This is a genomic window from Nostoc sp., assembly GCF_036917515.1.
In the GTDB taxonomy this organism is placed as follows: domain Bacteria; phylum Cyanobacteriota; class Cyanobacteriia; order Cyanobacteriales; family Nostocaceae; genus Nostoc.
In genome coordinates, this window is the sequence record NZ_JBALDE010000047.1 from 1 (window position 1) to 16,475 (window position 16,475).

The 16,475-nt window shown below is 42.1% G+C and carries 8 protein-coding genes and 1 pseudogene; 2 read left to right on the forward strand and 7 right to left on the reverse strand.

Features of this window, described 5'->3' with window-relative positions; translation table 11 throughout:
* Positions 1-23 precede the first annotated feature (23 nt).
* From V7K89_RS05705 to V7K89_RS05720, 4 genes are all read right to left on the reverse strand, one after another.
* The gene (locus tag V7K89_RS05705) at positions 24-812 is read right to left on the reverse strand and encodes a catalase (protein ID WP_335185155.1); all 789 of its coding nucleotides are present in this window, start codon (positions 810-812) and stop codon (positions 24-26) included.
* A gap of 327 nt (positions 813-1,139) precedes the next feature.
* A complete protein-coding gene (locus V7K89_RS05710) occupies positions 1,140-1,685 on the reverse strand; it encodes a DsbA family protein (protein WP_335185157.1) in 546 nt (181 codons plus the stop codon).
* A gap of 202 nt (positions 1,686-1,887) precedes the next feature.
* Positions 1,888-2,517 carry a response regulator transcription factor gene (locus tag V7K89_RS05715; RefSeq protein ID WP_335185159.1) on the reverse strand — a complete coding sequence of 210 codons (630 nt, stop codon included), beginning with the start codon at positions 2,515-2,517 and terminating at the stop codon, positions 1,888-1,890.
* Positions 2,514-8,549, reverse strand: coding sequence for an AAA family ATPase (locus tag V7K89_RS05720; RefSeq protein WP_335185161.1), 6,036 nt, complete (start codon positions 8,547-8,549; stop codon positions 2,514-2,516). Before V7K89_RS05720 ends, V7K89_RS05715 begins: the two co-directional genes overlap by 4 nt.
* 458 nt (positions 8,550-9,007) lie before the next feature.
* Here V7K89_RS05720 and V7K89_RS05725 point away from each other — a divergent pair, with 458 nt between their 5' ends.
* Together V7K89_RS05725 and V7K89_RS05730 are read left to right on the forward strand one after the other, a co-directional pair.
* On the forward strand, positions 9,008-9,166 hold the full coding sequence (locus tag V7K89_RS05725) for a hypothetical protein (protein ID WP_335185163.1): 159 nt from the start codon (positions 9,008-9,010) through the stop codon (positions 9,164-9,166).
* Between the two features lie 346 nt (positions 9,167-9,512).
* A pseudogene (locus V7K89_RS05730) lies at positions 9,513-9,868 on the forward strand (IS701 family transposase); the annotation flags it as partial.
* A 542-nt stretch (positions 9,869-10,410) separates the two neighbouring features.
* On the opposite strand, the gene V7K89_RS05735 reads toward V7K89_RS05730, so the two are convergent.
* The 3 genes from V7K89_RS05735 to V7K89_RS05745 all read right to left on the reverse strand — a co-directional run bounded on the left by V7K89_RS05735 (position 10,411) and on the right by V7K89_RS05745 (position 16,442).
* Positions 10,411-14,157, reverse strand: coding sequence for an ABC transporter transmembrane domain-containing protein (locus tag V7K89_RS05735; RefSeq protein WP_335185165.1), 3,747 nt, complete (start codon positions 14,155-14,157; stop codon positions 10,411-10,413).
* A 107-nt stretch (positions 14,158-14,264) separates the two neighbouring features.
* Positions 14,265-15,221, reverse strand: a complete 957-nt coding sequence (locus tag V7K89_RS05740) for a hypothetical protein (protein ID WP_335185167.1) — start codon at positions 15,219-15,221, stop codon at positions 14,265-14,267.
* A complete protein-coding gene (locus tag V7K89_RS05745; RefSeq protein ID WP_335185169.1) occupies positions 15,222-16,442 on the reverse strand; it encodes an ATP-grasp domain-containing protein in 1,221 nt (406 codons plus the stop codon).
* Positions 16,443-16,475: the final 33 nt, after the last annotated feature.

Here is a 16,475-nt window from a genome sequence, read left to right on the forward strand (position 1 = left end):
TCGCCTGTCCCATACCAAGACCTTCACTGTTCAATAGCTTTAAAATCTGTACCACTTATCCTGCATGGCTTAGAGCTTTTCTTAGTGCCATTCGCATCTTTGCCCTTTTCTGTGAGGTATTCGACAACTGCCTCGCGCAAGTAAGTCTCGCAAGTGGAAGGCGAACCGGGAGTATCTTGCTGATGAGGTTTTACAGAAAACTTGATGGACACAGAGCCAAGTTTATAGGGAGTTGTACTCCAATATTGGATCAGTAGCGGATTTGCAACTTGTTTGCTCGTAACCGCTTTGAGGACTTCAAAAGTGGGTTGTAGCGATCGCAGTTCTTGTTCATTTGCCTGACCGACGCTTGCTTTGGTCAGGTTGGCAAATCCTTGGGCATCGCGGACAAAGAAGACCGGATGATTAATCATCAAAAAGTCTTGGGTTTCTTGTTCATCATCCAGCACTTTTTCACCCTCTACCTGTAAGAGTTTGATCGCAAGTGCCCGAACATCGGGATCGAGGTCTGACGCGAGTTTACCGCGCTTTTGGGCGGGGGAAGCATTGGAGAGCCTCATCCAAAGTGGGTAGGTTTTGGACTGGGCAAAGATACCCACCTTCAACGATTCCGGAATATTTTCCTCAACTTTGAACTCTCCCCAAACCAAGCCATGACTTTTAGGATGGTCTTTTCGTAGGTCTGGACCCTTTTGGGCTTGAACGTCGAGGTCAATGTTCACGATAGTGTCAGTTGCCGTTTCTTGGGCAGCAGTATCCAGAATGGTATCAGTTACAGCTTCTTGAACAGCAGTGGATATAGATTGGCTCATGGCTCTTTCTCCTTATAGTGCAAGATAGGGTGAGTATTTCGAGATTAAGGAACCGAGAGTTACAGGTAGGCTTTTAGAAACCCTAACCGTTGGTTGACTGTTAGTTCACAGTCCTGCTCGCAACATTGAGGCGAGCAATGCGAACGATGATAGTCACGAACTCATAAGACCTCCTCTGATTAATGAATGCAGCCACTAATAAGCGATCGTCTGATTGCGTTTGATTTGCTAAAGAAAAAATCTGACTAATTGGCGGGAGAAGATAAGCTCTTGCTTCGTTTGCTGTTTGGCAGTTTTACTAGGACTAACCAACACGTCATCCGTCATTTACTGCTCACTTCGGCTCAAAATAGCTATTATCAGGCGCTCAACTTCCCAAGCATCGTCGTAACGATTTTGATTGATAAAAAGTGTCGGTGTACGGGTTACACCACATTGCTTGCCATCTTGAATATCTTGAGCCACTCGGTCAGCACACTGATGTGAGGCGATCGCTCTTAGAAACTGATATAAATCCAGCCCTAATTCGTTGGCGTACTCCAATAAATTGCTATCACTCAAGAATTTCTGACGCTCAAAGAGAATGTTGTGCATTTGCCAAAACTTACCCTGTGCTGCTGCTGCCTCGGCTGCCTCAGCTGCTTTTTGTGCTTGGAAATGAAGTTGCTTTTGGGGAAAGTGACGAAACACAAAGCAGAGTTGATGATCGAGTCGTTGTTGAATGGTTTTAATCATCTTGTGAATCTCTGCACAATAAGGACATTGGTAGTCGCCATACTCAATCAGGATGACAGGTGCATCTATCGTGCCTTGCAGGTGATCGTGGGGATTGATCGTAAGTAGCGATCGATCCTGGTAACTTGGCTGCTCCATGCGAGCGGGTTAGAAAAAGTCTTGCTGTAGTATGGATTTGCTAAATCTCTGCTACTGCACGTAAATTTAGTGTATGGAAATCCCCTGTAATTGTCGCCCTGCTCAAACAGAGTTTTTTATCTATACAAACTGAGCAGTCATAACCTGTCTCACAGACAGGTCATTCCTATCTTAAAATAGATGTTTGCTCATAGCCTAGCTATCAAATAGCGATCACACCTCGCTTTAAAGCAGTAATGATCGCTTGTGCCCGATCACTGGCTCCCAACTTACTCATAATATTTTTGGTGTGAAACTTGACGGTACTTTCACTAATCGATAGTTCAGTACTAATCTCTTGATTATTCTTACCGCGTGCCATGAGGTTCAGCACTTCTAACTCGCGATTGCTCAGTTCAGAAATGCCCATACGCTCAGCCAGTTTCGCACCTACTGCGGGTGGAATGTACTGTTGACCCGCATGAACCGCACGAATGGCGCTCAAGAGTTCCTCAGCCCCAGCATCCTTGAGGACATATCCTTTTGCTCCAGCGTGCAGTCCGCGATAGATGTCTTCGTCTCCGTCGTAAGTAGTCAGTACGATGATTCGAGCTTGTTTAAATTCAGCACGAATCGTAATCGTTGCCTCAACTCCTCCGATTTCAGGCATTCGTAAATCCATTAACACAATGTCAGGTTGATGTTGACGGAAAAGTGCGATCGCTTCACGCCCGTTGCTTGCTCGTCCAATCACCTTGATATCTGGTTGAGATTCAAGCAAAATGGTTAACCCCTGTGCTACCATCATATGATCGTCTGCAATCAGAACGTGAATGAGAGGAAATTGGCTCATAATGCCTCCCTGGGATTGACAGATACGACAATTTCTGTTCCTCGTCCTGGTGCGCTCCCAATAGTGAGTTGTGCGCCGATGCGCTCCGCTCGTTCAGTCATTCCAAGTAAACCAAACCCGCCGATTGTGTCATTGTTCATGATAAATCCTTGACCGTTATCTTTGATCCGGAGGATGAAGTGCAATGGCTGATAGACCAATTCCACTCGAACTTCTCTGGCTTTGGCATATTTAAACGCATTGTTAAGTGCTTCCTGTCCAATGCGAAGCAGGTTATTTTCTACGACGGATTCTAGGCGATAAGCACTGCCCACACGGTTGCAGCTCACTTGTGTTTCCGTGTATGAGAACATCTGCTCAGCTAGTTGCTGCAGGGCGCTATAAAGATCACGATTCTCTAGTGCTTGTGGACGCAGCGATTCTACTGATCGACGCGCTTCAGTAAGTCCAGAACGAGCTAAATCGCGTCCCGTTTTGAGTAGGGCTTGTGTTGCCTCTAAATCAGTTGTGATTTTCAAAGAGGCAGCTTCTAAGTGAATGATGATGCTAGTAAAAGCTTGGGCTAGTGTATCATGGATTTCCCGCGCCATGCGGTTGCGTTCTTCTGTAATTGAGGTTTCTTCGGCAAGTTTGCGTTCACGCAGTGCAGCGTTTTGCTGTTCGCTAATGTCTGTGATCAGACCATAGAATCCTTTGACTTGAGCATTGCGATGGCCTAGAGCGCCCACTTCGTGATCGCAATTGGGGATGAAGGTAGCACTGATATACTTTTTGCCAAACGGGTAAGGAATTTCTGCCTCATAGGTTGTCATCTGCCCTGCCAGTGTTCGATTGATGTACGGTTGTGCAACCTGATAAGCCGCCTCACCCAAAAGTTCACGGACAGATTTGCCCAGAATCTCATCTCGACTACAGTTAAACCAGACCTCATAGGTGCGGTTGACAAATTGATAACGCTGATTGGCATCCACATAACAGATACAAACGGGTAGAGCATTGGTGATCAGTCGTAATTCTTGCTCTCGTAAGCGAAGCTGGTCGTAGACATCACGCAATGCAGCTTCGCTTGCTTGTAAAGCCGCAGTTCGTTGAGCTACCTGTTGCTCTAAGGTGCGGTTGTAATCCGCTAGCAGTTGCTCGGCTTGTTTGCGCTCTGTGATGTCTTGAAAAGCTGAGATCGCATAAGCCACCTTGCCCTGTTCATCAAAAATTGGAGTTCCCCACCCTTCAACTGGAATGATTGCATTGTTTTGGTGAATTTCTAAATCGTCAATTCTAGTACGTTCACCGCTCAATGCCCGCATCACTGGCAGGTTTTCAATTGGATATGGTTGCTCCCCTCCTGCCAGATAAAGTTGATAAACCTCTGCAAGTTGATCCGATGTTGCAGAAGGCACAATCCCTTTGCCCAAGAGCTGAATTGCTTGTTGATTGGCGTAGCAAGGGCGACCCAGCGTATCCACAACTCCAATTCCTACCGGAACCGCTTCTAGAAACTGAGCCATTTGACTTTCGCTGGCGCGCAGTTTTGAGTAGAGTCTGGCATTTTCGATGGCAATGGCTGCTTGAGTTGATAACAAATTTAAAACTTGCGATCGCTCCGGTGTAAATGCTCCAGCCGCTAATTGATTTTCTAGATACAACACGCCTACGAGCTTACCTTGATTCAGCAGTGGCAAACAGAAGATTGATTTCGTTTGGTTATGCTGAATGTATGGTTCATTAACAAAATTTCCTTCACGAATGGCATCATTTAAGATCACAGATTCATGAGTCCGAATCACATAATTAATAATCGATTCCGGAAGATAATTTTCTATTAAAATCGATTGCAGTACTCGCGTAGCACAGACATTCTCACCATCATTTAGTTCACAAGAAGCCTCGATCAACCATTTTCCTGAGTTTTCCAAAATTAGAAATCCAGTTTGTGCACCAGCATTCTCAATTAAGATTTTCATTAAAGAACTGAGCAATCGATCTAGTTCAATTTCACTCGAAATAGCTTGTGATGCTTTTAGTACTGCCGTTAAATCAAAAGCAATGGGCGAGTTGTTAGAAGTCGTTTTAGAAATCTTGGGAATTGTCTGAGAAGCTTTGTTTGACGACTGGGAAAAAAACTGCGGATATCGGGTTTCTAAATCTCTGACCTTTGCAGTTGCTCCCCAACGTTCATAACAGTAATGAGCTTCTTTGATGTAGGTTTGGGCAATTTTTCCTCGACCTCGTGCCAAATAAGATTTTGCAGCCAATTCATAAGCTAACGCCTCTTCTTGGAGATAGCAATTTTCTCTAGCACCTTGAATTGCTTGTTCGTAGAATTCTTCTGCCTCAAACAACTGACCTAGAACTCGCGCCGTCTCTGCTTGCACCAACTGGTATTTATGCAAATAATTCATAGGCGCACGATCTGCCCATACCTGGAGCTTATTCTGGTTAACTGCAACTGCTTCCAGGATTTTTTCCTGCGCTTGATCGCTGCTTCCACAATAGGCTGCCAGTTGTGCCAGAGAGCTATAAAAATAATACACAGAAACAGGAGGTGTGGATTCCACGTAGCGCACATACGGTACCACTAAACTGGAGTTTTCAACTGCCTGGGAATACTCAGAAAATAAATAGCAAAGAAAAAGCTGGTAGCAATATACGAAAAAGATTGAGGTACCATTATCTTCTGTTTCATGGTGCCGCAATCTATTCTCTTGATTGTAAGCTTCACCGTTTAGACGGATAGGATTGGCTGAGCGTCCCATCAAGTTTAAGACAACCTGATGATGCATCTGAGTCCAAGTAAGTGCTGCTTCCTGTTTCAATTGACGGATGGCTTCACCGTACATGCTCATCTCACGTTCGAGTTCTACGAGTTCCTTGCCCACCCAGAGGCACAGTAAGCAGTAAACTTCAGCACAGTAGGCAGCAAACTCTAAATCTCCAGTTTCCAAACCACTGTGATAGCCTTCTATGAATGGCTGCAATGTTTCTCTGGAATGCTTTTTCCAGTGAGCGATGAATATGTTGACGCTCAGTAATGTCTTAGCTTTGAGTGGCTGAGTATTTGGCTGTGACAACTGTTTGAGAGCCAACTGCCCAAACTTGTAGCCAGACTCAATGTCTCCCACCGTCCGACAAAGAATGAATCCATACAGAGCGTACACAAAGGGAGACACTGGCACATTGCTATATTGGATTGACAGGCTAACCTGTTTAGAAACAAATAGTGGCATTATATCAGGGGCGGCAAGATGAGCAGCAAGCGTTATTCTGGATAGGATTCGCATCGCCGCTAACTGGTTTGGCTCGGCTATTTTCGGTGAATGAACCCGCTCTTCACTTGACCTCTCGTTGAAGAGTGATGCGATTGCGTCGAGTTCAAGCTGAATATCTGACTGGCTAGGCGTTTTAGGAATAGCGAACCCCAGTTGCGGCAAAACTTGCAATCCAGTATTTATCGCTTTTGACAACTGCTCCTGCGCGACATAGGTTTGAATTTTGACTTCGTAAACTTTTACGGTATCGAGAACTGTCTTAGCTTTTTGTAGTACAATCGACAACCAGTGTTCTACATCTTCAAAATCGCCACATAAATAGGCGATTTCTGTTGTTTCTGTATATAAATTTAAAGTCAGGTCATAGTTGGTTTGCCAGCTAGAAGCTGCTAGCCAAACTCTTGCTGTAGCTAAATATTTTTTCGCCACACTATAGGCGATCGCTGCTTTCGCTTTCTGACCTGCCAATAGATTCAATTTGGCAATTTCATTTCGTTCTGCTTGCTCGTTGACAAGCTCAATCCCATGATTAAGATGATCTACAATTTCAAACAGCCGCTCTGATATTCGCTCCGGCAAAGTTTTTTCTAGCAGATTGCGACCAATTTGTAAATGAACAACTTGTTTTTGCGCCTCATCAATTAAGGTGTATGCTGCTTGCTGCACGCGATCGTGCAAGAACTTATATTCTTGAACTAACAAGTCCTCGTCTAATTCAGATAAGGGTTGAATTAATCCACCTTGTATAGCTGCCAATAAATCCAGGAAAACTGTTTTAGGAGATTGTTCACAAATAATCGATAACGTATTTAAATCAAATTCAGCCCCAACACAAGCAGCTAAACGAAGAATTTGCTGTGTGACATCTGGCAGTTTCTTCAACTTGAGGAGCATCAACTCCACAACATTATCAGTGATATTTTGGGCTTGAATCTGAGCAATATTCCACTGCCAGCGATAGTGTACTGCATCAAAAGTCAATAAATTTTCGCTATATAGCATTCTCAAAAATTCGTTGACAAAGAAAGGATTACCCTCAGTTTTACGTAGCACCAACTGGGCTAAAGAACGAACGGTGTCAGGATTGTGATGTAGCGTCTCGGCAATCAACTGACTTAATGGCTCAAGCGTTAAAGGTGTCAGGATCATCTCCTGAAGCATTGCTCCTTGTTTTTGCAGTCTCTCTAGCGTTAATGCTAATGGATGCGTTGGATTCACTTCATTATCTCGATAGGCTCCAATCATAAATAAGGATTGGGTTTGCTCATCAAGCAGCATCAACTCGATTAACTTGAGCGTGGCTGAGTCTATCCACTGCAAATCATCTAAGAAGATCACAAGGGGATGTGACTTTGAACAAAACACCCGTACAAACTGCCCAAAGATTCGATGAAAACGATTTTGAGCCTGGGTTGCTCCAACTTCTAGTACAGGCGGTTGTTTGCCAACAATCAATTCAACTTCCGGGATCACGTCAATAATAATTTGTCCGTTAGTTCCCAAAGCTGTTAGAAGTCGCGATCGCCACTGTTGCACTTGGTCATCTGGTTCACCGAGCAGTTGCTGCACCAGTTTTTGCAGGGCATGGGCGATCGCACTGTAGGGAATATTGCGCTGAAATTGATCGAATTTACCAGAGATAAAATAGCCGCGCTTTTGGGTGATTGGTTTGTAGATTTCCTGCACTAAGGCTGATTTCCCAATTCCAGCATAACCAGAGACCAACATCATTTCGACTTTGAATGTTGGGTTGCCCGTTTGGTCCCCAGAAGAAGTCGTTTCTGAATTGTTTTGCAAAGAAGCGACGCGAGCGAACGCTGCCAGCAACATGGCAACTTCCTCGTCTCTTCCATACAATTTTTGGGGGATTTGAAACTGATCACAAATGTCTTGAAGACCCAGTTTAATACTACCAATTTGACCAGTTTGGGCTAGTTGCTGAACGCAGATTTCTAAATCTGCTTTGATTCCCCAAGCACTTTGATAACGCTCCTCCGCATTTTTCGCTATCAGTTTCACAATGATGTCTGAAACTGATTTAGGAATCATTGCATTCACCTCATGAGGCGAAGGTGGCCGTTTAGCAATATGACAATGGACTAGTTCAAGGATGTCCGTTGTTGGAAACGGCAGGTGTCCGGTTAAAAGTTCATATAACGTTATACCGAGCGAGTAAAAATCAGTGCGGTAATCGAGCAAACGGTTCATGCGCCCCGTTTGCTCCGGAGACAGGTAGGCGAGTGTCCCTTCTAGAACATAGTGGCTCTTGAATGTCGGATTCGTGCGGTTAAATTGGGTGGCAATTCCGAAGTCAATAAATTTAACAACGCCAGTATCCGGATTGAGGACGATGTTTCCAGGGTTGATATCCTTATGAATGACATTGGCGGCATGGATTCTACCCAAAATGTCTGTGAGGTCGATGGCAAGACGTAGAAAACTGGATAAGGGCATGGGGCAGAAAATCTCTGGGCGCTTGTGTCTCCATTGCTCTAGAGACTCTCCGCCAAAGTCTTCTAAAATAATAATGAGTGTGCGTTGATATTCCTGCTGGCTGTATGCCTTGACAACTCCTTGCTCTTTGAGGGAACGAGTAATTTCATATTCCTGTCTGTAGCGGGTTACCTCTTGGGGAGAGGGATAATCTTGCTTGAGCATTTTAACGATGATCGCTCGACCATCTTGTACTTTGATACCTCGATATACCAGAGAATTAGAACTCTCATAAATTTTACTTTGGATAGCGACTCCGGCTAGAGCAATCATTGAACTCTCTCTCCAGATGAGTGTCATGAGCCACATCACTAATTATATCGTTGCGACAGGTAGCATTTTTTTTTGCTTTTTGATTGTCTCACTTTTTCTCTGCCGACTTAGTAAATATTTTTACTTGGTTTTTCCGAAGATGGATTTCTAACTTCCGGTTCGCCCATTTTTTTGAGAGTTAGAAAAAAGACTACTCAGGAGTAAAAAATTGACCACCAAGTTGAGTGTAAATAGTAGGGGCAATACGGTTCTATTAAGCTCTAAGCGGTATTGAGCATAGAAAAAGTAAGTGGGGAGCATCCCAGTTTTTTTGGTTGTGTTGCAAAAACAATTTGAGAATAGACGAGCCAGCTCAATCATCACTTCTTATGCAACGACTGCAAAAATTTGAGACACGAATTCTACCTGATCTGAAATGTCCCCTTTAGCAGCACCTTGAATTTGTCCCTTACGGATCTATGTTCATTGCTTTGTATCCTCTTGCCAATCAACTTCATGCCAGCTTCGCTTTTTTCCGCGTCCTGGCGCTTCCCCCAATCCCCCTAACCCCTGAAATTGCCAGCGTTTTATTGTTTGCCTTACCGTTTGTTGTGCCTAATCTAGATATTGTGCGATAGTACGGTACATTCCATCCATAGGCATTGAGGCGCAAGGCGATCGCTCTTTATTTGGTTCGACGTGGCACTTGATCTGCACAACTGAGTTCTAAAAGTGTACGGTCTTCTTCAGCAGTTAGTATTATTCTTAACGCACTAGGCATCATTCTTTACTTAATTTTTTACTTGCTCTATCTTACGTTTTTTTTTGGTTGACCTACTTAACTTTAAAACAACTTTTAACGCAAAACAAGTGTGTTCGCTACCTGTGTCAGGATGAAACAAAAGTGGGACTAAAAATCCCATTATTTGGTTTTTATTTATGACTTTATCTTTTTTTGATTATTAATATTTGGATTTATCTAGTAGGGTAACTGTCTCTACTGACAGAACGGATTTTATCGCTACAAACGATTTATCTCAAGTTTCTACGGATGTTGTACAACAAGTATGTAAGGTGTACCTCCGGCACGCTAGCGCAAACGATGGAAGGTTGAGGAGTTTCATAGAGAATTAAAACAATTGACTGGTATTGAATCATGTCAATGCCGCAAAGGTTGTATTCAAAGAAACCATATTGCCTGTGCTATTTTAGTCTGGCTGAGGCTCAAAGATTTAGCGTCTAAAACTGGTCAAACAATTTATCAAATTAAGCACTCTTTGCTGTCAAATTATTTAGTTCAGCAACTAAAACGTCCGGATATTCCCATGTTTATCACTTAGTCATTTGGCGTTCGGCACGCCTACGCCGTGACCTCACTTGTGACAGTTGCGTAAGTCCTGCTATTTACCCTCAAACAGATGCTTGAATTTTTATGTCAAGCAGTAGACCGCAACTATGGAGTAGCCTGCAAAGTTTGTTTACCACCTGGGTAATTTTGGTTGATTTTTGGAGCTAATGGGACTTAGGCAAAAAACACCGATAAAATGACCTCAAACGTATATTCCAAAGGGTTTTGACCTCATTTTGCTTGGTTTGTTGATATATCTGGGTTTCAGGCGTTTTCAGGCATTTGGTGTATTTCCCTAACCCTGCAAGGGTTTGAGGCTTATTTATTGCTAAAAAATGTTTAAGTCCCGCTAATTAATAAGCAAATATTATCATTTATCGTAGATGAGCAGCTTTTTTCCATTCCTCCAAAAACGGTATCATACACTACTATTTTTTAGCGCTCACAAAAGTTTTCGGTCTACTGACTTTATCATCTGCTATTCCTCTTTTTGCAACACAACCAGCGCCATCTCGGCTCAATGCCCAAATGAGATTATCTTGATTGCGACACCATTTTTCGTAGAATGCTTTCCGGTTTTGTTAATAGAACCTTAGGAGAATCAAATTCCATAATTCTACCTTGCTCCATTACCATGATTCTATCTGTATCAATCACAGTATGAATACGATGGGCAATGGTGACAACTGTGCAGTGTGCAAAATCATCATTTAGGGTCTGCTTAATGAGATTGTCGGTTTCATAATCCACGTTGGCAGTCGCTTCATCTAATAGCAGAATACGAGTATTCTTTAGGAGGGCGCGTGCTAAACAAAGCAGCTGTCGCTCACCCATACTAAGATTAGCTCCGCCTTCCTTGATGTCTGTATCCAGTCCGGCTGATAGATGTTTGATGACGCCTTGGAGATGGGCGCGTTGCAAAGACTGCCAGAGTTGTTGATTTGTGAATTCATGGAACGGGTCTAGATTAGTACGAATTGTTCCCTGAAATAGAACTGGTTCCTGGGGAATGATGGTAAGGCGCGATCGCAATTCTTGCAGCGGTATCTTAGCAATATCTACATCGTCAATATAAATATGTCCCTGGGTTGGCTCCACCATACGAAACAAACTCAGCAGGAGAGTGCTTTTACCAGATCCTGTTCGACCTACAACTCCAATTTTTTCACCAGGAGCGATCGCGCAGGAAATACCTTTCAAAGCCGGTTCTAGTTCTGGGCGATAGCGTACTTCTAAAGCAGCAATTTCTATTTTTCCTGCAAGTGGCCAATCTGCATTGATAGTTTGCCGCCCCTGCCATTTCTCTGGAGGTAGATTGGCATAGTGCTGCGTCCGTTGTATAGAATTCATACTAATCTCCAGTTCTGCAATGGCGTGAACTGCCCTTCCCAATGCTCCTGTAACGCTCATGGCATAAGTAATGGAAAGTCCAGCCAACCCAGAGGCCAAAATATTGCGGGACATAACAGCCGAGACGGCGGCGGTACCCACAAGCAACACCCCCATGATATCTAGTCGCAGACTCAACCATCGCTCAAGACAAAGTTGGGTGAAAAGCGCCCGTTGGCTTTGGTCAATTTTTCGATAAATTTCTCGAATAAACAGTTGTTCACAACCAAAAGCCCGGATCGTAGAGGCTCCTACCAGGGTTTCTGAAAAATGAGCATAGATTGGTGAATGGGCGATCGCTTCCAAGCGATTGACATCGCGGGCAGACGCCCTAAAATATTTTTGGATGTTGTAATAACCCCAAACTAGCGGTACAATCGCCACTAGAGCTAGAGGAGTTGCTCCAATAATCACAACAAGGCTGGAAAGCAAGAGAAACAACGTACTCATGCCTTCTAGAAATTTAAAAATGACTTGCTGATCAATTACCTTTTGGTCTTTACTAAAGCGATTTAACACTCGCCCGCTCGGTGTAGCTTCAAAAAAAGAAAGTGGGGCATGTAATACTCCAGAAAGCAGCTGTTTGTGGATTTTATTAGCAGCATTCACACCCCTAAGTGCCATATATATTGCTCGCACAAAGGTGATTATTCCCACAAAAATTCCCAGCAATATAAATCCTATGAGAAATAAATCTCCAGGATTTTGTCCGTCAGCAGCCCAATAAGCCAACCATAAATCTGAGCCGATACTTAGTATTTCACGCAGGATGAATAATCCAACTATAAAAAGCAGAGATGCTTTAGTTCCCAACATTCTAATATAGGAAAAATACAACTCTGCTTTGACAGCACCACTAGCTCGTTCTTCTTCTTGAATGATCCGAGAATTTGCCGTTATCATCGGCTGTTGCTCTAGTGCATTTATTTTAGTTGCTGATTTTGCCTGATGTGGATTACATTTAAGAGTATTTGTCTCATCTTCATCTCCACTAAGCTCCAAATTGATTAAATTAGAATTTACCCCAATTTTTTTGCCATCATTATACTGATACATCTTCAACATTTGGGCAAATTTACCCTCTCTTTCTTGCAACTCTTGGGGCGTTCCAACTTCTGTAATCCTGCCCTGTTCTAGAAAGATAATTCGGTCAGATGCCATTGCATAATCTAAGTTATGAGTAACTAAAATTCTAGTTTTTTTACCCAATATCCCTAGCAGACATTGTTGTAGAATTTGTCTACCAACAATGTTATCTAAAGCACTAAAAGGGTCATCAAGTAAAAATACATCTGCATCGTTATATACTGCTCGTGCTAGGCTGACTCTTTGTTTCTGACCTCCTGAAAGGTTAATTCCTCTTTCTCCGATTTCTGTACTGTCTCCAGAGGCAAAAGTTTCAAGGTCTTCTGTCAAGCAACAAGCCTGAAGTACTAACTCGTATTGCTGCTCTTTTAAATCAGCATCAAAAAGAATATTATCTCGCACAGATTGATTTAAAATCCAGGCTTGCTGTGAAACGTATGCAATGCGTCCAGAAACCTCTTGATGTCCTTGCAACAATTCTAGTTCTCCCATCAAACAAGATAAAAGAGAGCTTTTACCAGAACCGGCTGAACCAACTACAGCCACGAATTCACCTGGTTTAATGTCAATACTGATATCTTTCAAAGTCGCTGTTTCTTCTATCTGCCAAGAACAAGAAGCATTAGACAGTTGCACACTACCAACTGGCAATTCACTCGCAGGCATTTTTGTAAAAGAGGGTAAATTAAAAAAGCTTTCAAGCCTGCGGATAGAAACTTGTCCTTCTACAAAGCTAACCACGAGATTAGGAATGTGGAGTAAGGGTCTTTGTAGTAAATTAAAGCAAGCTAATCCAGAAAAAACATCCGCGACATTTAAGCCTTTACCTAATAAGACATGGCAAGTAAATGTCACCATCGTTACCATTATGGGAGTTGCCAAAAAGATGAGATTCAGAAGCGCTGCCTGCCAAGCAAATTGCTTGAGTTCTTTGATTTCTTGTTCTCGAATTGCAGAAATATTGCTGCTGAAATTTCTCTCCCAAGCATAAAATTTGACAACTCGAATCCCATTAAGAATATTGTTGATTAATCCTACACGTCTATCAGCAAAGCGATTGCTGCGTTGAACAGCGCCTTCCATTCGCCGGGCAATTTGGCTAGAAACAGGAAGGGAAATTATCAAAGTAAGAATTCCCGCAAAACTAGCTATTCCCAAAATTAAGTAAGTCAGGGATATAGCAGCAATTACCACTACTATAGCCATAATTAATATTACAAAACTCTCTGCTGCCAAATAAACATTTTGTACGTCTTTAGACATCAAATTGACAATTGTCCCGACTGGAAAGTTTTGTTGTGATTCTGGTTTAAGTTGTAAAGATTTTTGATATACTGCACCAACCAAACCAGCACGTATGCGAAAGCCCAATTTGCCAGCAGTGAGGAAGCAGTGGTGGATTGCCAACCACGACAGAAAACTTGATATAAATATACCTCCTGCCAGTAGTAAACCATAATAAGTTTTAGATTGTGGCTGCTCTAAAAAGTTCAATAGATACCGAAAGAGAAATGGAGTGACTACACTTGCTATTGAGTGCAGAATACCGAGAATTATCGCACTTATAAATATATTTTTATGAATTAGGACAATAGATAATAGAATAGGGTGCTGCTTCTGAGAATTTTGTTGCAGAGCCTGAGTAAGCTGCTGTGCACATTTATGTGACTCTTCTAGTGGGTTAAGAGGGAAAAGCTCTTCTTTTTCAAGAGTTCGTTTGTTGCCAATATCAAGTAGGGGTTTAACCCATGAAGTGAATAAACGTGAGTACCACGGTGCTTGGTACTCTGGAATTAATGGCGACATGAAAACCTCAGATCAGATGAATAGAATTATCTAGCAAAATGCAGTTGCTTCTCCTGCTAGATGTTTTAAAAGGGACACATCCCACACAATTTAAATTGAATGACACATTACAGCTCGAAGGCACTCTTTTCGTGATAAAAGCAACCCCGCACAGCAGGTTCACCTTCGATTGTCAAATAGGGAAGGGTAGAGTCCGCTGGGAATGATTTTATAATGGCATTATAAGCGTTGAGCGGAAGTAAGCGGAAGTCAATACTCACGCGAGTAATTCCTTCAATGTTCTCTGCTGTGCCATGAATTACACGAGGGTCAAACATTATTACTTCCCCAAATTTACTATTAATACCCGTGCAGTTTTGAAGCAATATATCCTGGAGAGCTTCGTCCGTATTGAACAAATCGAAGAATTGCTGGCGTGAATTACGAAAAGCTGCAAAATCATACCCCAAGGTCTCGGCGAACTTGTCTAAAATTAAGATGCTCTCTAGAAAACTCGTCATCTGAAGGCCACTGCTGCCATAGCAGTCTGTAAGCGGCAACCAACAGTTGATCTGCTCGAAGTAATCCCCGAAGAGGGTATCGGTATGATGGGTCAGGTGGTTTCCTCTGCTGGACTTGAAACGATCAGGGAGCGGCACTGGAAAATGAAACCGCAGGGGTGGACTGCTCTCAAACACAACGTCGAAGCCCAAAACTTCCTGAGCAATATACTTCACGAGTTTGTGATAAGCAGCAATGAAAGGCTGGTGAAGATCAGCAAGTTCGGTGGTAAGCGCACTCATACCATTTTTGCTTGGTAACTGTTCTGCCATTGGTACCCGCAAGTGCAGACTTTCAAGAGGCAGGGGTTGAGAGCAAAACCCATGATTGATGAGGTAGGATGCTGCTTCGCTCCTCAAGTCAAAGGCTGATATGTCGTAGTAAATTTTCGTGATATTTCCAGGAACAAACGAGTCTCGATGCAAGGCATTTTTGAGGTTCTCGGTTTCGATATTGTCTACCAATTTAAACTTCGTTTGTTGAAGTTCTAAATTCGATTGGGATTTCTTTTGATTTGTCAGCATTTAAATTTCTACCTTTTCATATTTGATTTCAAAATAATTAATTGTTTTGTTTATATCTGCTATTATTTCTTGGGAGCAATTACTTTTATAAAAAAATGTGCCGCTAATATGGTTATAACCTCCCTCACCATCTAAAATTTCACCCGCCTCTGGTAAAACTTCTTTATATAATGTAGTTATCGTACCTTTAAGCTCTTTACATTTTAAAACTTTACAAGGAGTCTCCCTGGGTTCTGGCATCATTAAAAATCCACCAATAATTGATTCATTCGTTTGATGTAACCCAGAAAAGTCTTCAAGCTCCATTTTCATCCAATCTTGAACTAAATTAATTTCATAAATGTCCTTATGCAAGAAAGGAATTCCACCACCTCCCACACGAGCGCCGATTTCTAAAAATACAGGTTCTAGCTCATCCTTTAAAATAATTTCTAAATGGAATGCACTATTGTTTAGCTCTAATGTAGCTAGTACTTTCTGGGTGAATTCAACAATTTTTTTCCTCAATAATTCATCATCAATCATCACAGAACCCAAAGCTTTGCCATCGTTAAAATCGAGACAAGTATTCAGGTATTTGGACACACTGCTAAAAATAATTTCCTGATGAGAGACTAATCCATCTACGTGAAATATAGTTCCAGGAATAAATTGTTCACATTCATAATTAGCAATATTAATTTTCTTTAAAAATATTGCTAAACCCTCCTGATTATGAAGTAAATTAACTCCTTCGCTACCAGACCCATCTTTAGGTTTTAAAATTACCGGATAACCAATTTTTTCAGCAAATTTTAAAGTCTTGATTTCGTCTTCACAATCTATAAATTCAGGAACTGTAACTCCTCCCTGTTTGACTTTTGTTTTCATTGCTACTTTATCTCTAAAAAACTGCACTTGGCTTTCTTGGATCCCAGGTACAGTGAACTTTGTTCGTAAATTAGCAGCTATGATTAAATCAGATTCTGAGGGGGCAATTATTTTTTCAATTTTGCCAAATTTTGCAATAATTTCTTCGGTACATTTTATCAGAGCATCAATCTGGGTTAAATCACCTAATTCAAACAAACTACCAACTAAATTAGATTCAGCATTAATTCCTCTTTTACCTGAAGAATTGACAATGTAATGTACCAAATATTTATTGGAATCAATAAAGTTATCGTAGTCAACAAAATTATCGGGCCATCGATGGATCACGATTATATTTTTCAGAGACATAACAAAACCACCTTTTGGATATTTGCAATAATT

Excerpts from the sequence above, each read along its gene's own strand:
- V7K89_RS05705 (WP_335185155.1), bottom strand. The coding sequence starts at position 812 with ATGAGCCAATCTATATCCACTGCTGTTCAAGAAGCTGTAACTGATACC.
- V7K89_RS05710 (WP_335185157.1), bottom strand. The coding sequence starts at position 1,685 with ATGGAGCAGCCAAGTTACCAGGATCGATCGCTACTTACGATCAATCCC.
- V7K89_RS05715 (WP_335185159.1), bottom strand. The coding sequence starts at position 2,517 with ATGAGCCAATTTCCTCTCATTCACGTTCTGATTGCAGACGATCATATG.
- V7K89_RS05720 (WP_335185161.1), bottom strand. The coding sequence starts at position 8,549 with ATGATTGCTCTAGCCGGAGTCGCTATCCAAAGTAAAATTTATGAGAGT.
- V7K89_RS05725 (WP_335185163.1), top strand. The coding sequence starts at position 9,008 with ATGTTCATTGCTTTGTATCCTCTTGCCAATCAACTTCATGCCAGCTTC.
- V7K89_RS05735 (WP_335185165.1), bottom strand. The coding sequence starts at position 14,157 with ATGTCGCCATTAATTCCAGAGTACCAAGCACCGTGGTACTCACGTTTA.
- V7K89_RS05740 (WP_335185167.1), bottom strand. The coding sequence starts at position 15,221 with ATGCTGACAAATCAAAAGAAATCCCAATCGAATTTAGAACTTCAACAA.
- V7K89_RS05745 (WP_335185169.1), bottom strand. The coding sequence starts at position 16,442 with ATGTCTCTGAAAAATATAATCGTGATCCATCGATGGCCCGATAATTTT.